This is a genomic window from Bacillus sp. LJBS06 (genome assembly GCF_016924995.1).
Classification (GTDB): Bacteria; Bacillota; Bacilli; order Bacillales; family Bacillaceae; genus Bacillus; species Bacillus stercoris.
This window is the reverse complement of sequence record NZ_CP070483.1, coordinates 1,056,786-1,077,169: the sequence shown is the minus strand read 5'-3', so window position 1 is coordinate 1,077,169 and position 20,384 is coordinate 1,056,786. Positions and strand designations below refer to the sequence as shown.

The 20,384-nt window shown below is 44.3% G+C and carries 23 protein-coding genes; 12 read left to right on the top strand and 11 right to left on the bottom strand.

All coding sequences use genetic code 11. The annotated features are described in order from the left end of the window. Positions 1-29: 29 nt before the first annotated feature. Positions 30-191 (bottom strand): hypothetical protein, encoded by a 162-nt coding sequence (locus tag JQX68_RS05385; protein WP_052438174.1) that lies wholly within the window; start codon positions 189-191, stop codon positions 30-32. A 160-nt stretch (positions 192-351) separates the two neighbouring features. Between JQX68_RS05385 and JQX68_RS05380 the strand changes: the two genes are divergently transcribed. After that, entirely contained in the window at positions 352-852 is a 501-nt protein-coding gene (locus tag JQX68_RS05380) for a universal stress protein (RefSeq protein WP_014663370.1), read from the top strand. Between the two features lie 126 nt (positions 853-978). Continuing rightward, on the top strand, positions 979-2,340 hold the full coding sequence (gene nhaC / locus JQX68_RS05375; protein ID WP_147771695.1) for a Na+/H+ antiporter NhaC: 1,362 nt from the start codon (positions 979-981) through the stop codon (positions 2,338-2,340). Between the two features lie 38 nt (positions 2,341-2,378). On the opposite strand, the gene dat is transcribed toward nhaC, so the two are convergent. Beyond that, entirely contained in the window at positions 2,379-3,227 is an 849-nt protein-coding gene (gene dat, locus JQX68_RS05370; RefSeq protein WP_136654737.1) for a D-amino-acid transaminase, read from the bottom strand. A gap of 284 nt (positions 3,228-3,511) precedes the next feature. On the opposite strand from dat, the gene JQX68_RS05365 reads away from it, so the two are divergent. Continuing rightward, positions 3,512-4,360 (top strand): polysaccharide deacetylase family protein, encoded by an 849-nt coding sequence (locus JQX68_RS05365; protein WP_014663367.1) that lies wholly within the window; start codon positions 3,512-3,514, stop codon positions 4,358-4,360. A gap of 23 nt (positions 4,361-4,383) precedes the next feature. Here the strand turns inward: JQX68_RS05365 and srtN are convergent, their stop codons facing one another. The 3 genes from srtN to JQX68_RS05350 form a co-directional block, all read right to left on the bottom strand. Next, complete coding sequence (srtN, locus tag JQX68_RS05360; RefSeq protein WP_134975673.1) at positions 4,384-5,127, bottom strand: sirtuin NAD-dependent deacetylase; 744 nt, start codon at positions 5,125-5,127, stop codon at positions 4,384-4,386. Positions 5,128-5,196: 69 nt separating this feature from the next. Further along, positions 5,197-6,312, bottom strand: a complete 1,116-nt coding sequence (gene mscY, locus JQX68_RS05355) for a small-conductance mechanosensitive channel protein MscY (protein ID WP_147771694.1) — start codon at positions 6,310-6,312, stop codon at positions 5,197-5,199. Between the two features lie 150 nt (positions 6,313-6,462). Then, positions 6,463-6,570, bottom strand: coding sequence for a YhdX family protein (locus tag JQX68_RS05350; protein WP_003224203.1), 108 nt, complete (start codon positions 6,568-6,570; stop codon positions 6,463-6,465). A 233-nt stretch (positions 6,571-6,803) separates the two neighbouring features. Between JQX68_RS05350 and JQX68_RS05345 the strand changes: the two genes are divergently transcribed. From JQX68_RS05345 to crcB, 3 genes are read left to right on the top strand one after another with little or no spacing between them, the layout of a single operon-like run. Then, positions 6,804-7,535 carry a glycerophosphodiester phosphodiesterase gene (locus JQX68_RS05345; protein WP_147771693.1) on the top strand — a complete coding sequence of 244 codons (732 nt, stop codon included), beginning with the start codon at positions 6,804-6,806 and terminating at the stop codon, positions 7,533-7,535. Continuing rightward, on the top strand, positions 7,522-7,917 hold the full coding sequence (locus JQX68_RS05340) for a fluoride efflux transporter FluC (RefSeq protein WP_147771692.1): 396 nt from the start codon (positions 7,522-7,524) through the stop codon (positions 7,915-7,917). The genes JQX68_RS05345 and JQX68_RS05340 overlap by 14 nt, the downstream gene beginning before the upstream one ends. Beyond that, positions 7,914-8,270, top strand: a complete 357-nt coding sequence (gene crcB, locus JQX68_RS05335; protein WP_014663362.1) for a fluoride efflux transporter CrcB — start codon at positions 7,914-7,916, stop codon at positions 8,268-8,270. The genes JQX68_RS05340 and crcB overlap by 4 nt, the downstream gene beginning before the upstream one ends. Before the next feature lie 15 nt (positions 8,271-8,285). Here the strand turns inward: crcB and JQX68_RS05330 are convergent, their stop codons facing one another. Together JQX68_RS05330 and JQX68_RS05325 are read right to left on the bottom strand one after the other, a co-directional pair. Next, positions 8,286-9,671, bottom strand: coding sequence for a hemolysin family protein (locus JQX68_RS05330; RefSeq protein ID WP_014663361.1), 1,386 nt, complete (start codon positions 9,669-9,671; stop codon positions 8,286-8,288). A 330-nt stretch (positions 9,672-10,001) separates the two neighbouring features. Continuing rightward, positions 10,002-11,183, bottom strand: a complete 1,182-nt coding sequence (locus tag JQX68_RS05325; RefSeq protein ID WP_147771691.1) for a pyridoxal phosphate-dependent aminotransferase — start codon at positions 11,181-11,183, stop codon at positions 10,002-10,004. 157 nt (positions 11,184-11,340) lie between these two features. Between JQX68_RS05325 and cueR the strand changes: the two genes are divergently transcribed. Both cueR and JQX68_RS05315 read left to right on the top strand, forming a co-directional pair. Beyond that, the gene (gene cueR / locus JQX68_RS05320; protein ID WP_136654781.1) at positions 11,341-11,772 is read left to right on the top strand and encodes a Cu(I)-responsive transcriptional regulator; all 432 of its coding nucleotides are present in this window, start codon (positions 11,341-11,343) and stop codon (positions 11,770-11,772) included. A 60-nt stretch (positions 11,773-11,832) separates the two neighbouring features. Continuing rightward, entirely contained in the window at positions 11,833-13,167 is a 1,335-nt protein-coding gene (locus tag JQX68_RS05315) for a hemolysin family protein (protein WP_040083600.1), read from the top strand. Between the two features lie 58 nt (positions 13,168-13,225). Here JQX68_RS05315 and JQX68_RS05310 read toward each other — a convergent pair whose 3' ends face one another. After that, the gene (locus JQX68_RS05310; protein ID WP_014663357.1) at positions 13,226-13,825 is read right to left on the bottom strand and encodes a 1-acylglycerol-3-phosphate O-acyltransferase; all 600 of its coding nucleotides are present in this window, start codon (positions 13,823-13,825) and stop codon (positions 13,226-13,228) included. A gap of 134 nt (positions 13,826-13,959) precedes the next feature. Continuing rightward, positions 13,960-14,955 carry an aldo/keto reductase AkrN gene (gene akrN, locus JQX68_RS05305; RefSeq protein ID WP_147771690.1) on the bottom strand — a complete coding sequence of 332 codons (996 nt, stop codon included), beginning with the start codon at positions 14,953-14,955 and terminating at the stop codon, positions 13,960-13,962. 196 nt (positions 14,956-15,151) lie between these two features. On the opposite strand from akrN, the gene sigM reads away from it, so the two are divergent. Genes sigM through JQX68_RS05290 form a run of 3 tightly spaced genes read left to right on the top strand, consistent with a single transcriptional unit; the run spans position 15,152 to position 16,987 of the window. Further along, entirely contained in the window at positions 15,152-15,643 is a 492-nt protein-coding gene (sigM, locus tag JQX68_RS05300) for an RNA polymerase sigma factor SigM (RefSeq protein WP_003224177.1), read from the top strand. Further along, positions 15,633-16,709, top strand: coding sequence for an anti-sigma factor (locus JQX68_RS05295; RefSeq protein ID WP_147771689.1), 1,077 nt, complete (start codon positions 15,633-15,635; stop codon positions 16,707-16,709). The genes sigM and JQX68_RS05295 overlap by 11 nt, the downstream gene beginning before the upstream one ends. Next, on the top strand, positions 16,697-16,987 hold the full coding sequence (locus JQX68_RS05290) for an anti-sigma-M factor (RefSeq protein WP_003233341.1): 291 nt from the start codon (positions 16,697-16,699) through the stop codon (positions 16,985-16,987). Before JQX68_RS05295 ends, JQX68_RS05290 begins: the two co-directional genes overlap by 13 nt. Before the next feature lie 32 nt (positions 16,988-17,019). Here the strand turns inward: JQX68_RS05290 and JQX68_RS05285 are convergent, their stop codons facing one another. After that, positions 17,020-17,448 (bottom strand): GNAT family N-acetyltransferase, encoded by a 429-nt coding sequence (locus tag JQX68_RS05285; RefSeq protein WP_040083604.1) that lies wholly within the window; start codon positions 17,446-17,448, stop codon positions 17,020-17,022. Positions 17,449-17,557: 109 nt separating this feature from the next. Between JQX68_RS05285 and pdxR the strand changes: the two genes are divergently transcribed. Next, positions 17,558-18,967: a MocR-like pyridoxine biosynthesis transcription factor PdxR gene (gene pdxR / locus JQX68_RS05280; protein WP_147771688.1), complete on the top strand. Its 1,410-nt coding sequence runs from the start codon at positions 17,558-17,560 to the stop codon at positions 18,965-18,967. Positions 18,968-19,002: 35 nt separating this feature from the next. Here pdxR and JQX68_RS05275 read toward each other — a convergent pair whose 3' ends face one another. Further along, the gene (locus JQX68_RS05275; RefSeq protein WP_040083606.1) at positions 19,003-20,358 is read right to left on the bottom strand and encodes a sodium-dependent transporter; all 1,356 of its coding nucleotides are present in this window, start codon (positions 20,356-20,358) and stop codon (positions 19,003-19,005) included. Positions 20,359-20,384: the final 26 nt, after the last annotated feature.

Below are 20,384 nucleotides of genomic sequence, written 5' to 3'. Positions count from 1 at the left end.
GTCTTCACATCCCATACACCTGTCTTTCCTTAGATTTTGTATATAAAAAAGGCATGAAGCGTCAGCTCCATGCCTTTTTTTACCAATATGTTATGCACAGCGCTTTTCAGCGCGCGGCCAAGCCTAAAAAACCGTTCACGAAAACAGAACAAAGGGTTTGCCGCGCCAATATGAAACTGTTTGATAAACACGCAAATTCCTTGGCATAGCAAACCCTCCTTCCATTCTGATTTCATCTTTTTATCATATAAACAAAACCTTTTTTTGTCAATCATTACTTGAATAGGAAAGGGTTAATTGTGCTCAAATTCGGGTAGTAGTGTTGTAAGACGCTTTGAAAGGGTGAGAAGGATGTTCCATGCTGACCGTATCATCGTTGCGTTTGACGGAAGTGAAAATAGTAAGAAAGCGCTTCAGACAGCCATTGATCTTGCTAAAACCGTAAATGCCGCTATTACCGTCGCCCATTCACATGATATGAAAGACAATCAGACCGTCATCGACCCGCCCAGACCCGCAGCTGAAGCAAGCTATATCAGCGGAGGCATGACAGGTGTTCCCGATCCGCTGATATCAGATGTTGCTTCACCTGAACCAATCATCTATGAAGACCGTACGGAAGAAGTCGTCGCCGAAGCCAGAATGATGCTGAATGAACAGCAGGCAGATGGAGATATCGATATATTAGAAGGCGATCCGGCTGAATCAATTATCGAGCATGCGAATCGCATTTCTGCCGATATGATCGTAACCGGAAGCAGAGACCAAAACAGGCTGAAAAAATTAATATTCGGAAGTGTAAGTGAAAAGCTTTCAGCGAAATCGGATATACCCGTCCTGATTGTAAAGTGAGCACGCCCTGTGCTCACTTCTTTTATATTCATAATTGTGAAAAAACATAGATTTTCGTTTTTTTCTGTTATAATGCTTTCGTGCCCAAAAGCACAAAAGCATTAAAGATAATTATGGGGTGTTATTTTGGATTCTCAAAAAAAGCTGACGTTTCCGTTAGCCGTCGGTTTATTTATATTTATGTTATGCATTATTATTTCTTGCTTATTTTTTCTTCACGTGGAACCGCATATCCCGCTGTTTTTATGTGTTGTCACGCTTTCAGCAGCCGGATTATGGTTGGGATTTTCCTGGAAGAGTATTGAAAAAGGGATTGTAGACGGGATCAAAAACGGCGTACAGCCGATTATCGTTCTGGCGCTGATCGGCATCTTAATCGGCGCATGGATGTACAGCGGCGCAATACCGTCTGTGACGGTGTATGCCCTATCCTTTATTGAACCAAGCCACCTTCTGCTGACCGCTTTGTTTTCATGCATGATCATCAGCACACTTGTTGGCTCAAGCCTGACAACTGTAAGCACAATCGGAGTAGCACTGATTGGCGTGGCGAGCGCGGCAGGCGTCCCGCTTGAATGGACGGCAGGCGCAGTCATATGCGGCGCTTGTTTTGGTGATAAAATGTCGCCGCTGTCGGACACAACCAACTTTGCCGCCGGAATAGGCGAAATACCGATCTTCGAACACATTCGCCATATGACAGGCACAACCATTCCAGCTTTGCTCATCACTGTCGTTCTGTTTTATTTTCTCGGTTCATCAGTGTCAGTGGACGCTGCTTCAACCGATGATATTCAACAAGTCATAACCGCAATCAAAGATGCCGCAAACGTGACACCGTGGGCCCTTCTTTCCCCGCTCTTAGTCGTTTTGCTGGCAATTAAACGGGTATCAGTCATTCCCGTTCTGGCTGCCGGAATTATTTCCTCGGGAATTTTGACTGCTATATTTGTACCCGACAGCAGCCTGCAGGCGTTTATGACAGCTCTGCAAAATGGCACGAGTTTTGACACTGACAATGAGGCAGCCGCTAAAATTATCAACAGAGGCGGACTGCAATCCATGATGGGCTCAGTCTCTCTTATTATGATTGCTTTTGCACTAGGCGGATTGATGGAGAAAATCGGATTGATTTCAGCACTATTGGAAGGCGTCATGAAAGGCATCCATTCAAAAGGCCGTCTTGTTGCGGCAACTGTCTGCTCAAGCATCGGCGTCAATTTGGCAACCGGCGAACAGTATTTATCGATATTAATACCGGGACAATCATTTAAATCCTTATATGACAAACAAAACATCCAGCGAAAATTTTTGACAAGATCATTAGAGGACGGCGGAACATTAATTAACCCGTTAATCCCTTGGGGCGTCAGCGGCGCTTTTATGGCGAGCGCGCTTGGTGTTCCCGTCATAGACTACTTCCCGTTTGCGTTCTTCCTCTATATATCGCCAATGATCTCCATTTTGATTGGATTTGTGAAAAAATAAAAAGAGCTCCGCTAATAGCGGGCTCTTTTTTTGTTGTTTTATGAAATGCTTGCAGCCTGTTGAATGCTTTCTTGAAAAGCAGCCTGAAGCTTTTTTGTCACTGGTCCGGGTTTCCCGCTTCCGACCGATTGTCCATCTAGCGTCACGACCGGAATAATTTCTGCCGTCGTTGACGAAATAAAGATCTCTTCCGCCTGTTTCAACTCTTCCTCACTGACAGGATTTTCATCCAGTTTGATCCCATTCTTTTCAATCAATCCTAAAATATTCATCCGGGTAATTCCATTGAGAATGAGCCGGTTAGCCGGATGTGTTCGCACCGTCCCGTTGATAACGGCATAAACGTTAGAGGATGTGCCCTCCGTAACAACGCCGTCCCTCAGTAAAATGGCTTCAAAGGCTCCCGCTTCATAGGCCTTTTGCTTCGTCATCACATTATACAGTAAATTCAGACTTTTGATATCGCATCTAAGCCAGCGAAGATCCTCATCTGTAATGGCCGCCACTCCGTATGCCTGCTCTTGCTCCGGTTTTTTCACAGCAAACGTGTAAGCAGTGGTTTGCGGCTCAAGGCCTGCTTCATATTGATGTTTTCGCGGGGCCACGCCTCTAGTTGTCTGGATGTATACCGCTCCCTCACTGACCGCATTTTCCTGTATAAGCTTTTGCAGGTCCCACTCGAGATCTTCAATGCTGAACGGCAGTGAAATTCCGATTTCAGCCGCACTTCTGAAAAAACGCTCTGCATGCTCACGTAATCCAAACAATACTCCTTTGTACACCCTGATCACTTCATAGATGCCGTCACCAAACTGGTAACCGCGATCTTCCAAATCGATCGATGCTTCACTGCGCCCAATCAGCCTGCCATTGACTAAAACCTTCATAAAAGCCCTCCCTTTTCGAGATTTCCCTGATGTATTTCAAGCTGTCATTGTCACTAATTCTATCATATTGGACATGCTGAAAAACAGAAAGATCAAGAGATCTATAGCGGAAAGGAGTTTATTTTTTCCTTAAAATCTGATATTTCGACAAATTTTCTATGTTCTTTCCAGTTTTATTCCTGTATACTTGATTGGTAATACATAGGTTGTAATCATATGGCATCTTCATAAGCTGCCTGCTGTACAGCATTATGTAGAGATTTTATGCCAATGGAGAGATTGTTATGCGACAAACGAGAGGAGAAGCTTCTCCTTCTGCAGTTTCGCTTGCTTTTAAATTTGCAAGTTTAGCAGTTTTATGTGTACTGCTTTTGCTTATGGTGATTTTGGGTTATTCCAACAGTTCAACGAAAGCAAAGGAAGTCACTGTCACAACAAACGGCCAGCTTCGAGATGAGAAGGAAAGCCTTAAGCTGAAAAACGACTCCCCTGACCTGCTGATAAAACATCTGCAGACAAAGCAGAACATGGGAGATAAAACAGTTTACTTAACCTTCGATGACGGCCCGTCAGCCGTTACAACCCGCTTGCTCGATGTACTGAAAAGCGCTGATGTAAAAGCGACATTTTTCATGCTTTCACCGCGGATGAATGAATTCAAGCAGGCGGTGAAAAGAGCAGAAAAGGAAGGCCACGCACTCGGTTTACATGGCGTGACTCATAATAACAGATTGTTCTATCAAACAGAGACATCTCCGTTAAAAGAAATGCAGGAGGCGCGTGACACGCTGCAAGACATTACAGGATATAAAACCGATCTTGTCAGAACGCCATACGGAAGCAAGCCGTCACTAACCGCCCCACAAATCCGCAACCTGGAAAAAGAGGGGTTTGTGTACTGGGATTGGACGATCGACAGCATGGACTGGAAATACCGGAATTCACAGTATGTGACCGCTGTATTACAGCAGCTTGAGAATATGGAACACAGCTCTTCAAGCCGCCCAAATGTAATTCTCATGCATGACCTTCCCGCTACCGTAAACGCGCTGCCGGTGCTAATCAATAAATTAAAAGAAAAGGGCTATTCCTTCGGAGTGTTAGAGGACACAATGGTTCCTGTTCATGAATAAAAAAGTGAGGCGCATAAGGCGGCTCACTTTTTTATGCCCAAATTTCGGGCAAACTCGCCGATTTTTTGATGGATCACCATGTCAAACAGGCTGTCACAATACGTTGGTTCAAGGTTTATGATGACTTTCTTCATGCCGGGAATCAGGCTTGCATCCTCAGGCACAAATCTCGCAGGAGCTACTTCGAGAGACGTGCCGATAACCAATAAAAGATCTGCTTGATCCAGCTTTTCATAAAGGGTGTCAAAGTGCAAGACGGCATCGCCAAAGAGAACAACATCGGTTTTTAATACCCTTCCGCAAATGTCACCATTATTTCCGGCGGCCGTGCACTCCGGCACCTCCCGCTCCAGTAAATGAGGAAGGTCATATCGGGCGCCGCATGCCGGACAAGCTGCTGTCTGGATTGAACCATGCAGCTCGTATACATGCCTGCTCCCGGCTTTTTTATGAAGACCGTCAATGTTTTGCGTGAAAATATCGACCTGCTTCCCTTGTTTCTCGAGCTCAGCTAAAAGCAAATGCCCTTCATTCGGTTCGAAGCTGCCGCTCATTTTCATCTGGAACAATTCTTTGAATTTGGGCCAAAACAGACGCGGATGGCTTAAAAAATAATCAAGGCTCATCGCTTCCATTCTTGAGGCATCCTCCGTCCAAATGCCTCCTGCTGAACGAAAGTCAGGAATTCCTGATTCTGTGCTCATCCCCGCTCCAGTCAGCACGACAATTCTCTGTGCTTCATTTAAAATTTTTTTGATTGCTTCCAACTCAACACCGCCTTTTTCTCTTATTTTACCATGAAAAAGACTCCGCCTCTGTCAGACGAAGTCTCTCTTTTAAGCCCGTTCCTTTTCCTCTTTATTTAGATTCACTTGGAATGGGTCGCTTTCGTGCTTTTGCTTTACAACAACCATTTGGCCGGGATATGCAAACTGGACGCCTTCCGCACCTAAAATATCAATAATTTTATAGTTGATGTCCTCTCGAATATCAAGGTTTTCAGCCCAAACCGTCGTTTTTGTATAGAAATTAAAAAATAAATTATAGTAGCTGTCGGCAAACGTATCAAAGTTGACCATGATTGTTTCATTATCAACGCCTTCATGCTCCAGCAGCATTGTTCTGAGAGAACGAATGGAACGTTCAAGATTCTCAATCGGCGTAGCGTAGGACACATGGATGGAAAACGTAATCTGACGTTTGGTCATTCTTGTCCAGTTCGTGATCGCTTCCATCGACAGCGTAGAGTTCGGCACTGTTACAAGCGCCCCCTGTGCTGTTCTGAATCTCGTGCTCCTAAAGGTAATATCCTCGACTGACCCTGTTACCGTCGACGTCTCCACCCAGTCACCAATCGTAAACGGCTTTTCAGTAATAATAATAATACCGCCAAAGAAGTTGCTGATGGTATCCTTCGCAGCAAGCGCAAAAGCCAGTCCGCCAAGACCAAGGCCCGCTACAAATCCGTTGACATCATAATTGAATTCCTGAGCGATCACACTGACACTGAGCGCTATGATCACAAAACGGAGCAGCTTGGATAAAAACGGTGCCAAAATGTCATCCATTTCCAAATCGAAGCGCTGATTCACCTTATGGAAGATAAACGACGACGTTGCGGTCAAATTACAAAGCCCCCAGGACAAGAGCGCCACAATCAGCGAACGGTATATTTTGCTGATGACAGGCATTTGCTCGTCAAAAAACGGTGAATACCGGATCGCTAAAAACAGCCCAAGGGCAACAAAAAACCATCTGGCCGGCTTATCAAACGCCAGAACCACCTGTTTAAAAATTTCTGTTTTCGGCCGGTTTGTCAAATTAAAAAGCAGGTTAAAGAAATATCTCGTGAACAATTTTCTGAGTATAAGAAACACCAGCAAAATCGCCAAGCTGATGCCGATTTGTATGATGTTATCAAGCGTAAAATACTGCTGCAAATAATCTAGCATGACTGTCTCCCCTCTATCCCAATCGATTGTTTATTATACTAAAATATTCGTAATGATGCTTATTTAAATGTCTTTTTTCAAGCACAAAACCCCGGCGAAACGCCGGGGTCATTTCTCAATTCATCTATCAGCCAGATTCAATAGGGACAGTCACTTACTTTTTTTCGTTTGTGTCTGATCAAGGAGAGTTGCTTTTTGCATTTCAGCATCCGTTTCGGCTTTAATTCTTTCCTCCACTCTGATTCTCCCTTTTCCCATGATCTCGCCTCCTTTTTTGCTATTATAAAGGATCATATTTTGTTGTGAACATGTCGAAAGACCTAATTTTCTGACGAAATGTGTTCTGATACGCTGAATGTCTTTTTTTAGTTATACGCATTCCTCAGCCCGGACCATTCCGATATGGCAGAAAAAATTCACCACTTTGTATCGCTGTGCATATATGGATTTGATACAATAACAGAAATACCCATACGAGGAGCTGACTTAGCTTGTACACCATTGCCCATCGCGGAGCATCAGGTTACGCTCCGGAAAATACGATTCCCGCATTTGACCTTGCGGTGAAAATGAATGCAGATATGATTGAACTGGATGTCCAGCTTACAAAAGACAGGCAGATTGTTGTGATACACGATGACAGAGTTGACCGAACGACAAACGGGTCGGGCTTTGTTAAGGATTTTACCTTGGAGGAATTGCAGAAACTCGATGCAGGAAGCTGGTACGGCCCCGCTTTTCAAGGAGAGCGTATTCCGACCCTGGAAGCGGTGCTCCAGCGCTACCACAAAAAAATCGGCCTTTTAATTGAGCTAAAAGGCCATCCGTCTCAAGTTGGAATTGAAGAAGAGGCGGGACAGCTGTTAGGGCAATTTTCTTTTTCTATCAACAATATTGTCCAATCCTTTCAGTTCCGTTCCGTTCAGAGGTTCCGCGAGCTTTATCCATCGATTCCGACAGCGGTCATTACAAGACCCAATTTTGGCATGCTGTCCAGAAATCAGCTGAAGGCCTTCCGCTCTTTTGCAAACTATGTCAATATAAAATACACACGGCTCAACCGTATGATGATCGGTTCCGTCCATAAAAGCGGCTTAAACATATTTGCATGGACTGTCAACAATGAAAAGACAGCGGCAAAATTACGAGCCATGGGCGTGGACGGCATCGTTACAGATTACCCGGATTTGATCATAAAGGATGGCAAACATGAAAAGATATAGCGCGGTTTTTATCGGAGGCGCGCTTGGCACCTGCCTCCGATACGGATTAAACTTATGGATACACACTGGTCAGTTCCCTGCGGCAACCTGGCTGGAAAATGCGGCAGGCAGCCTTCTATTAGGCATTCTAACCGGATTTTTTATGATTGGGGCAAAACGCCCTCTGCTGTCAGCTTTGTTAGGCACCGGCTTTTGCGGAGGCTTCACAACAATGTCCACGTTTTCTAAGGAAACAGTGATGCTTTTGCAAGGACAACCCTCACTGGCTGTTTTGTATCTGGCAATCTCATTGATATCAGGGATCATATTTGCACTGATTGGTGTTTTTGCAGGACGGCGCATAGCAGACATTCAGCAAAGAAAGGGGCTGCAGGAAAGATGACACTAGCGGGTATTTTCATTGGGGGCGGACTTGGCGCCATGCTTCGCTTCTGGCTTGGCAATGTGATAACCGCCAGAGCCAAAGGTCTCAGCCTGCCCATTGGCATACTGACAGTCAATATTCTCGGAGCTCTCGGGCTCGGAATATTTACAGGGCTTCACGTTACAAATGCTTCGGTTTCGCTTATCATTGGAACGGGTTTTTTTGGCGCCTTTACGACCTTTTCCACTTTCAGCGTTGAAAGTGTTCAACTCCTAATGGCCAAACGTGTAATGGAAAGCCTCCTGTACATCGCCCTGACACTTTGCGGGTCGCTTTTGGCGTTTTGGTGCGGCTGGACAATCGCAATGTAAAAAAAAACCTTGAGCTTATTTCTCGCTCAAGGTTGCACTGTTCAGCATCACAGGCTCGGGCAGCGGCAGCTTGCGGTGCGCCGTAATCCCTGTTGTGCTGCCGGCTTCTTCTTTTATATCGATTTGCTTGATTAATCGGCCGTCCATCTTCAGCACCTTTATCGTATATGAACCGATGCGAATGGATTCACCAGCCTCAATATCGATGTTTTCTTTTAATATCAATCCGCCGATCGTATCGACGTCTTCTTGAATCGATGCGCCAAGAAGGCTATTCACCTGATCGATCCGAACCTTTCCATCCATCACATAATGGCCGTCGCCAAGCTTTTGGATCAGCGGCTGTTCATCTTCATCAAATTCATCTCTGATCTCGCCGACAATTTCCTCAAGAATATCCTCTGTCGTCACAAGTCCCGAGGTTCCTCCGTATTCATCAGACAATATAGCCATATGAATGCGCTCGCGCTGCATCTTAATCAGCAAATCATGAACCGGGATCGTTTCAATCACTTCGATGACCGGCCGCACATACGGATGGATCGTCATCTTCATTCGTTCTTCTTCTGTCATAAACAGCAAATCTGAAAACAAATGCTTCGTATTGACCAAACCGATCACACTGTCTTTGTCCCCAGCTGTGACTGGCCAGCGCGTGTATTTTTCCTTCAGCATGACTTCAAGCATTTCAGCCATCGTCATCTCTGTGGAGACGGCGGCCATTTCCTTCCGCGGTATCATAATTTCTTTGGCGATCCGATTATCAAATTCAAAAATCTTATTCACATATTTATATTCAGACGGATTAATCTCTCCGTTTTTTAAACTCTCAGATAACAGCATCCTGAGTTCTTCCTCAGAATGGGAACCGTCATGTTCTGACGCAGGCTTTAAACCGAACATTCCGCATAAAAGCCGCGCCGATCCATTGAGGATCCAAATAAACGGAAACAGGAGCAAATAGAATAAACGCAAAGGACCCGCTATCAGCAAGGTCAGCTGCTCTGCCTTTTGAATCGCGACCGTTTTCGGGGCCAGTTCACCTACAACGACGTGCAGGAATGTGATCAAGCCATACGCGACTGCAAAAGAGACTGCATGAGAAACCGAGTCCGGCAAGCCGAGCGGTTCAAACAATGGATGCAGAAGCCGTTCAAAGGCCGGTTCACCCAGTACGCCAAGTCCAATTGATGTCAATGTAATGCCCAGCTGGGATGCTGATAAATATTCATCCAAATCTGTAATGACACGCTTTGCGAGTATCGCCCGTTTGTTTCCTTCTGTGATAAGCTGATCTATTCTGGATCTCCTTACTCTAACAATCGCAAACTCGCTTGCAACGAAAAACGCGGTTAAAGCAATGAGCACGCCAATTAAAATCAGACTGTCAATATCGTCCATTTAACCTTATCCCTCTTATTAAAGGATAAGGAGTCACCTCCTGATATAATCATTTTTCCTTAACATTGAGGTACGCGGTGTATTGTTGCCTAAGCAGAGGGCCCCATCATACCACCTCCAAAAGTCAAAGTTTGATTATAAATTGTATATTTTATTGTAACACAACTCATTCCAAAAATGATTTTTAATTTTTAGACTTTTATTATAGGGAAAGCCTTAATTGCACGCACTGCTTGGCAATTCTGCTGACTGCCTGAATTGGAGGAGTAAGGATTTTGTGAATATAAAAAGAAAACAGCATGGAAAACTGTTTTCTCTTTCTTTGCCTTCTTAAGCAAAATCTTTATATAAAGAAATGAAAATATCCCGTGAGTTTTTAATCTGCTCGATCGGCACACTGAAGGATAAGCGGAAATGCCCGCTCATTCCAAAACCGCTGCTCGGCACAATTAATAATTTGTATTTTTGGGCGGCATGCACGCAAAATGCGACTTCATCTTCAATTGGCGATTTCGGAAAAACAAAGAAGCCTCCCTTTGGCATTTCAAATTCAAAACCGGCTTCTTTTAAAATGTCTACCATTAAATCCCGGCGCTCCTTATAAGCGCTTGCGTCTACTCTTAAATCATCCATTCGTGCCACAGTCCGCTGCATCATAACAGGGGCATTCACAAATCCAAGCGTTCGGTTACAATACACAAAAGCGTTGATCAAAAGGCCTGCATCCGGCATTCGGCTGTCCAATCCGATATACCCGAGCCGCTCTCCGGCTATGCCGAGATCCTTACTGAATGAGCTGGCCAAAATCACACGATGATACGATTGAAACGGATTTGCCAGCTCTTCATCATAGATTAATTGACTGTACGGTTCATCAAACAGCACATAAATCGTCTGGCCGCTTTTTTCTTCTATTTCTTTTAATAAAGCGCCTAAATCGTCTATATTTTTCTGACTGAGAACAGTGCCTGTCGGGTTATGCGGTGTATTGAGAATCAGCCCTTTCGTCTGCGGGGTGATCGATTGCCTTACCGCTTCAATGTCGATCTCGAACTGGTCTGTCAGCGGGCAGCTGACGGCCTTGCCTCCATAGTTCTCAATATACAACTTATATTCGGCAAAATAAGGTGCGAGAATAATGACTTCTTCCCCAGGATTTATGATGCTTTTTAACGCAACATTCAAAGCGCCGCCCGCGCCCACCGTCATGACGATGCGCTCCGCTGAGAAATCAGCTTCAAAACGCGACCCCAGAAATTGCGCGACTTTTTCTCTCGCTGCCGGAAGACCTTGGTTTTGTATGTATCCGTGGCTGCCTTTTTCAGCTTCCGCTATTAACGCTCTCTTAAAAGCTTCAGGAGGTTCAACAATCGGGTTGCCGAGTGAAAAATCAAATACCTGGTCTTCCCCGAACTCTTTCTTCAGCCTTGCACCTTCATCAAACAACTTGCGAATCCAAGATCCTTTATTTAAGTTTCCTTCAACTTCCCGGGATAACCCAGCCAATTTCATCTGTCCCTTCCGCATATAAAAATTTGAAAATTCTATCTTCCTATGTTACTTCAATCAGATCATGAATTCCACAACTTCCAATTCCCGTCTGGGAAAAAACAATAAACTTGTGCAAGACACCGTTCATATATTAAACTATTCTCATAACTATAACGTGATGGTTGGGAGGGATATAGATGGGGCTGAGACTTATCGCATCAGTGAACTAGCGGCGCTCGCCGGAGTAACGAAACGGACAGTTGATTATTATACGAATCTCGGTCTGCTTACGCCGGCCAGATCCTGTTCAAATTACCGTTACTACGACGAAAATGCACTCAAACGGCTTATATTTATTGTAGATTGCAAGAAGCAGCGATTGGCCCTGTCCGATATTAAAGATCGACTGGAGAACCAGTTTCCCTCTTCAGCTAAAATTAATGATGAAATTGGAAATCTGGCATTAGAAATTGATCATATGAATCAAAACATCTCCGGAATCTTGCATCGGTTTGAACGGCTGAAGCCTGAGGATCGTGACAAGCTGAAAAGCAAGCTCCCGCCTGAAAAGCTCGCCGTGTTCCAATCATTAATGCTGCTGTTAAGTTAAAACCATTTTATCTAACAGGAGGTGTTACCTTCATTCTCATTGCTAGAGTGAAGGTTCTAATTGGACATAGTGAATTTGATTTTAGTTGCTGTTTTAATCGCCCTGACGGCATTTTTCGTGGCATCTGAGTTTGCCATTATCAGAATCAGAGGCTCACGGATCGATCAGCTGATCGCGGAAGGAAATAAAGCAGCAATAGCCGTAAAAAAAGTGACCACGCATCTTGATGAATATTTATCTGCGTGTCAGCTCGGAATTACACTGACTTCCATCGGATTAGGGGTTTTAGGTGAATCAACGATTGAAAGGCTGCTTCACCCGCTTTTCGTAAAATTGAACGTTCCAGGTTCCCTTTCACATGTCATATCGTTTATTTTTGCGTATGCCATTATCACGTTCCTGCACGTTGTTGTCGGAGAACTTGCACCTAAGACAGTCGCTATCCAAAAGGCGGAAGCAGTGTCTATGCTGTTTGCGAAACCGCTGATTTGGTTTTACCGCATTATGTTCCCGTTCATTTGGCTTTTGAACAATTCCGCACGGTTATTGACAAAAGCATTTGGCCTGGAGACCGTTTCAGAAAACGAACTGGCCCACTCTGAAGAAGAGCTGCGAATCATTTTGTCTGAAAGCTATAAAAGCGGTGAAATCAACCAGTCAGAGTTTAAATATGTGAATAAAATCTTTGAATTTGACGACAGGCTCGCGAAAGAAATTATGATTCCGCGGACCGAAATTGTCAGCCTTCCGCATGATATCAAGATTTCTGAAATGATGGACATCATTCAGATTGAAAAATATACCCGCTACCCTGTGGAAGAGGGCGATAAAGATAACATTATCGGGGTTATTAACATAAAAGAAGTGCTGACCGCCTGCATCAGCGGCGAGGTATCTGTTGATTCGACCATTTCTGAATTCGTCAATCCGATCATTCATGTCATCGAATCTGCGCCGATCCAAGACCTGCTTGTCAAAATGCAAAAAGAGAGGGTCCACATGGCCATCTTGTCTGATGAATACGGCGGCACTGCCGGGCTTGTAACGGTTGAGGACATCATCGAGGAAATTGTCGGTGAAATTCGCGATGAATTTGATATTGATGAAATTAGCGAAATCCGCAAAATCGGCGAAGGCCATTATATTCTTGACGGAAAAGTGCTAATTGACCAAGTAAACGACCTGCTCGGCATTCATTTAGAGAACGAAGAAGTCGATACAATCGGCGGCTGGTTCCTTACTCAAAAATACGATGTTGAAAAAGATGATTCTATCATCGAAGAAGGCTGCGAATTCATCATTAATGAAATTGACGGCCACCACGTCGCATATATTGAAGTGAAAAAGCTTCAAGAAGAAGAACTTCTCGAGACTGCTAACCAGCAGGAAGCATAATAAGAAAAGCACCTTATACAAGGTGCTTTTCTTATTTTCACAGTTTCAGGCTAACGCCTTATAGCTGATCAAGTTTATTCTCTAATTCTTTAATCCGCTGATTCAAAGCCTCTGTCATTGCTGCAAGTCTTTCCTTTGACGGCAGGTGGGCAAAATCAGCCTGGTGAAGAGGCTCACCGATAATCAGCTTCATTTTTCCTTTTTTGAACAATTCTTTTCCGCTTGAAGGGCCCTGATATGCAGCAGGAACAAGCGGCGCTTTCCCCATTTGCGCAATTGTCACCGCACCTCTTTTCAAAGGCACGTCCTCAGAGGTTCTTGTTCCGCTTGGGAAGATACCGACAATCTCTCCTTCTTTCAGCAGCTTAATCGGTGTTTTAATACTGCTTGGCCCGGGATTTTCCCGATCTACCGGAAAGGCATGAATTTTCTGCAGAAACGAACCGATCCATTTATTTTGAAAAAGCTCTTTTTTCGCCATGTAGTGTATTTGATAAGGAAGAATCCCGACTCCGAGTGTAATCACATCAACCCAGCCGGAATGTGTACACGCGATGACAAAACCTGAATCGGCCGGAAGGTTTTCTTTGTTATACACCTTCACTCCTCCGCGAAGAGAAAGAATAACTTTTAAAGCATTTGCACAAAACTTATACATATCGCACTTCCTTTGTCGTAATCAATGATTCTTTCTGTCATCTATTATAACAATATTTTTTATTACCTGGTACTAATTTTTAAGATTTCTCCCGTTAAAACGCCAAAAAGCTGAGGATTCGCCCTCAGCTTTTGTTATATTTCTTCTCTGGTCGGCGGAGCCATAAACTCCGGTCCGACTGGGTCTGAAATTGTATTTTCCAATATGGTATTGATATCTTTCTGATCTTCACTATTCAGTGTCCAGCCTGTAATCTCAGATAGCGCCTCAAGCTGCTCAGGCTTCCTTGCCCCCCATAGAGCGACATCCGCTCCCGGCTGGTCTAAGATCCATCTGACAGCCAAGTGAATCACTGATTTTCCATAACGAGTCTTCGCCAGCTTATCCAATTGATTCACAGCAGAAAGATACTCTTTAAAGCGGGGCTTCTGGAATTTTGGATCGTGATTACGCAGATCATCGCCCTCAAATGTATATTCTTCGGTCATTTTGCCTGTTAACAGCCCTCTGCATAAACTGCCGTATAATAAGGTTGTCACCTTGTGATCTCTCGCATACGGAAGAACATTCTCTTCCATTTCTCTTTCAAACAAATTATAAGGAGGCTGAATCGTATGGAGTGATGCAACAGCGCGAAATGTATCCATTTGCTCAATCGAAAAATTGCTTACGCCAATCGCCCGGATTTTTCCCGCATCATATAATTCCTTCATGACTTCCGCTGTTTCTTCAATTGGCACAAGCGGATCAGGCCAATGCACCTGATAAAGGTCAATATAATCTGTTTGAAGCCGTTTTAAAGAATCCTCAACTTCCTCTACAATTCTCGCTCTGTTCGCATGGCGGAACAGTTGGTTGTTCCTCCAGTCCAAAGCCGTTTTCGTTGCGAGAATTACCTTTTCTCTTTTGCCGTACTCCTTGATTGCCTTTCCGACGATTTCCTCGGACTGCCCGAAGCCGTAAGCCGGCGCGGTGTCAATCAGTGTAATCCCCTGATCAAGAGCGGCGCGGATTGTTTTAATCGATGTTTTTTCGTCAGTGCCTCCCCACATCGTGCCTCCAATCGCCCATGTGCCGAGGCCGATTCTGGAGGCTTCTATTCCTGTTTCTGCGATACTGGTATATTCCATTGTGCCACTCCTTCACTTTTTCACTGTCTTTTCCCCTCTGGAAAAATTGTTAAACATTTCTCCGCACTATCTTTTGCGGCCATTTTTGGGTACTATATAGGAATGGTGTTTGATTAGGTATAAAAAAGCCGTTTGCATGTAATGTGCAACTTTAAACCTTTCTTATGCGTGTATAACATAGAGGGGAGAAAAGGCAGTGACGATCGATGAAATTTACCAAATGTACATGAATGATGTTTACAGGTTCCTGCTCTCCATGACAAAAGACAAGCATCTTGCTGAAGACTTGCTGCAGGAAACCTTTATGCGGGCATACATACACATTCACTCCTATGATCACAGCAAAGTAAAGCCCTGGCTTTTTCAAGTGGCGCGAAACGCCTTCATTGATTACGTCAGAAAGCATAAGAAAGAAGTAACCATTTCTGATGACTTAATCGGAAGCCTCTTTCAAAATGCTGTTCAGAGCCCTGCCCATCAGGTAGAGATAAAGGAAGTGCTGACTGGTTATATGTCCGAGCTCCCCGATAATTATCGGGAGGCCTTAACGTTATATTATTTAAAAGAGTTAAATTACAAAGAAGCATCCCATATTATGAATATTTCAGAGGCGAATTTTAAAAGTGTTTTATTTCGTGCCAGACAGCGGCTGAAAGCACTTTATAATAGAGGTGTTAATGATGAATGAAGAATTTAAAAAGCGTTTTGATCAATATAAAAATGGGGAAATGAGCGACCAGGAAATGAACGCATTTGAGGAAGAACTTGAGAAGCTCGAAGTATATCAGGAATTGATTGACAGCGAGCTAGAGGACGATAACGATTGGGATCTCAGCATCAGTCCTGAAAAACAAAAAGCGATTTTAGCCTACGGCAAACGCAAATCTTATTTGCGAATTTCTGTGCTTGCCGTCATTTCGACATTGATGATTTTGCCGCTTTGCACGCTGGGAAGCTACCTCTATTACGGGATGGGCGGAAAACACAGCACTGGCAATGAGTTTATGGAAACCGCCGCAGTCACTGTAGCCCTGACCATGCCGAATGTTCTTGTTGATACTTCCGGGCTGAAAAGCCAAGTGAAGCTGTTTGGCATGAATACGGAATTCCCGCTGCAAAAGCAGATTGGCATGAAGACGGCTGCCGTAGGGAATGAACGGGTTGAAATGTTTTATAACAAAGTAAAAGCGCCGGCTGTAAACTACTATGACTTAGAAGCGAATAAAACCGGCCATTACTTCACACACCCTTCAAACACGTCTGAACAAACAACCGCAAAAGCAGAAAAAACATTAAAGACATTGCCTGAAGGAACGGTATCCGAGGTCTACCTTTCATATGACCGCGCATATCCGACAAAAGACGTGTATAACAAATTCAAAGGCTATGATGTGAGCTTTTTGTGGAACGCAATCGAAACAGAGAAAAACACAAATAAGACAGCTTCAACAGAACCTCTTGGCTATCCTGGAAAGGATTCAAAGTTCTTGGCTGCCCTTAATACAAAAGGCAAGTCGAATGGCGATCAGTTTATCAACGCCCTGAAATTTATGTCCAAACACGAAAAATGGGCTCAGGTCATTTCAAAACGCAAAGACCTGAATGTAGATAACCGATTAGATTATGTAGAGAAAAACGGTGTCAATGTTTACGGTTCGGTCGTTACAGGACCAACCAAGGAAATCCAGCGGATGCTGAAAAACAAATCTGTAAAATCAGCGAATGTCGGCGAGGTGGAATTATGGAACTGGTAAGAATTTTTAAAGAACACAATGTATTCGGCTGGATCTCTGTCGGGACAGCGGTTCTGTCCCTGCTCTTGCTGAATTTGGCGATTATCAGCAATGTCACGTTTTATTCCTATCAAATGCTTCCGTTCGCCATGGCTGCCGTTCCGTTCGGCGTTGTTGAACTCTTCATCAAGAGAGGACGCACAGGCCCCGGCCTGCTCGGCGTCATCCTTAATCTCTTTGTGATTATTTGTGTGTATACCATTGTATCTGTAGATACAAATTTACAGTTTGGCTTTTAAAAAAAGACGCCTTTTCAGGCGTCTTTTTTCATTTACACCGGTTTTCGGAACAAATAGCTTTCTATAGCAAAACCCATTTTTTCTGTATAAAATCGATGTGCGTCTTTACGCTGAAGGCCAGATGAAAGACTGACAAAGCCAAGTCTGGCTTTACTCGCCCAGTCTGCGGCATAATCCAAAAGCATTTTGCCGTATCCCTTTGATCGGCTAGGTGCCGTTGTAACTAGATCCGCAACCCACAAGTGCTCTCCTTTATGAATGGAAACCCTCGGCTGAGCGCCGCACAGCGCTCTGATCTCTGTATCTTCATATAAGGCAAAAAGCATATACGATTCTTTCTGCACACAGGCTTCAAGCCTTTGTAAATATGTCTCGATATCTAGTTCTGTTCTCAATTCACCCATGACCGGATACGACTCAGCCCATTCTTCTTTCGTGGTTAATTGTTTGATATGAATCATCTTCTCAATCCCCTTTCCTTTCGTTACAATGATCATAGCTAATAAATGGCATTTACCAAATAGCCAATATCAGAAAAAATGACCATGCCAGATAAAAAGGAGACATGAGATGGATATCACGCCGTTTCTTGATAAAAAGAGCAAAATACCGCTGTATGAGCAGCTCTATACCTTTTTCAAACAAGAGATTTCACATGCGCGAATCACAAAGGGAACAAAACTTCCTTCAAAACGCAGGCTCTCCAGCTTGCTCGATGTCAGCACGGCAACAATAGAACGAGCTTACGAGCAATTAACTGCTGAGGGCTATGTCAAAAGCAAGCCGAAAATCGGCTGGTTCGCCGCGGAAGTAGAACCAGATTTTCCGTCAGCTCCTGACCATTTTCAGCAGTCTGCACAGCCTGGCTCACATAAAAAGAACGCACCTGCTATTGACTTTCATCAAGGCAATGTTGATCCGGCCCACTTCCCGTTTACCGCTTGGAGAAAAAGCATAGTAAAAAGTCTGGATCGCTATTCCGATTCGTTTCACACCTCTGGCGACCCTCAGGGAGAATACGAACTCAGACACACGATTGCCCGATTCGTCAGGCTGTCTCGGGGAGTCAATTGCGATCCCGGCCAGATTATCATTGGTGCAGGAACCACCGTGCTTCTGCAAATTCTTTGCCTTATGCTAAAACCAGGGACAAAAATCGGATTTGAAGAACCGGGCTTTCACCGTTCAAGAAAGATATTTGAAGCAAATCGCATGAATGTCATTCCGATTTGTACTGATGCAGAAGGCGTCCTGCCGGATGAGCTCTACCGCCGGAATCCTTATTTCATGTATACGACTCCTTCGCATCAGTTTCCGCTTGGGACCATCATGACGATAACCCGCAGACAGGAGCTGCTTGCATGGGCAGCAAAATCAAATTCATTCATTATAGAGGATGATTATGACGGGGAATTTCGCTACAGCGGCCATCCCATTCCGTCTTTACAGGGCCTAGATCCGAATGGCAGAGTCATATATCTTGGCACTTTTTCAAAGTCACTTCTGCCTTCCTTGCGGCTTAGCTTCATGATTGTGCCCCCTGAACTCATGAAATCGATCAAAAACAACGCTCAGTTAATGAAGCAAACCGTCTCTGCCCACTCGCAATTCGCGCTGGCAGACTTCATCGAAACCGGAGAGTGGCAAAAACACATAAATAGAATGAGAGGCCTATACCGAAAAAAACACGCTGTCCTGTTAGAAGCCATCCGCTCTGAACTAGGAAACACCGTTGAGATTCTCGGTAAAAACTCAGGGCTTCACATTCTGCTGCGTCTTTTGTTTCCAGCAAGTGAGGACGAAGCAATAAAAGCAGCCGCAAACAACGGTGTAACCATCTATCCCGTCTCCCCTTCATATAAAGAACGAACGCCTTTTGTTTCTGTCTTAATCGGTTATGGCGGTTTGTCAGAAGAGGACATCAGGCTCGGCATCCAAAAACTAAAAACGGCATGGGCGCCGTTGATATCACCTTATTAAATAAAAAACAGGCTCCATTCCCGGAGCCTGTTTTTTTAAAATGATAAAATTCCGATTAAATTTAAGAACACGATAATAATGGCAAGCGGCACAATAAAACGAAGCAAATAAAACCATGTGTAAAAGAATGCTTTACCTGCATTTGATCCATTTCTCATTTCTGCCAAGAGCTCGCTCTTCGAAATTTTAAGCGGGATAAACAGAGAAATTAACAGAGCGCCTGAAGGCATTAAAACATTGCTGACGGTAAAATCGGCAATATCAAAAAACGTTTTGCCAAATAGGTGCACATCACTCAATACGCCATAAGACAAGCAGCATGGGATTCCGACCAAAAAGATCAAAAGCCCGCTCGTCCATGACAGTTTTTTTCTCTTCTTTTCGTCCCCTTTTCCGATTGTGGCGACAATAATTTCAACCATCGAAAACGCTGAGGTTAAGGCCGCAAATAAAAATGCAACGAGAAAACCGATAAAAAACAACGTGCCAAACGGCAGCTGTTCAAAAACGGCTGGAAGCACTGTAAACAACAGTGTCGGTCCTTCATTCGGCTGAAAACCGAATGAGAAAACCGCCGGAAAAATAGCTAGACCTGCCAAGAGTGTCACAATGATATTCATCAAGACAATGGAGGCTGCCGAACGAGGGATATTTTGTGTTTTCGGCAAATAGGAGCTATAGGTCACCATCACCGATACCCCCAATGTTAACGTAAAGAAAGCCTGTCCCAGAGCGAATAATATAGATTCCGGAGTCAGATCGCTGAAATGTGGCACAAGCAGAAACTTTACGCCTTCCATTCCACCGTTAAGCGTAAGAGACCGGAGAACAAGCAGAATAAACAACAAAAACAAAATCGGCATCATCACCGCGCTGACCCGTTCAATTCCTTTTTGAACCCCTCTGGCGACAACGATGACAGTCAGTACCATAAAAACAAGCTGAGCCGTGAGCGTCTGCACCGGATTATGGATAATAGAAGCAAAAAGAGCGCCATACTGTGCTTGGGAAAGCCCGGACAGTGAGCCTGACGCCGTTTTTACGATATACAGCAAGATCCATCCTCCGATTACACTGTAAAACGACAGCACTAAGAAACACGCGGCTACACCGATCCACCCGGTAAGAAACCAAGCTGATCGCGGCGCTTCTTTTTTATATGCATCAATGGCATTCGTCTGGTTCCGTCTTCCAAAAATAAATTCCCCCACCAAAAGCGGATAGCCTAAGAGGATGGTAAATAACACGAAGATAAGAAAAAAGGCTCCTCCCCCATTGGTCCCCGCTACGTAAGGGAACTTCCAAATCGCGCCCAAGCCGATAGCCGAGCCGGCCGCTGCCATGACGAAACCAATTTTCGAAGCCCATTGGACTGGTTTTTGCTCAGACAATAAACGTCACTTCCTTTCCAGCCTAT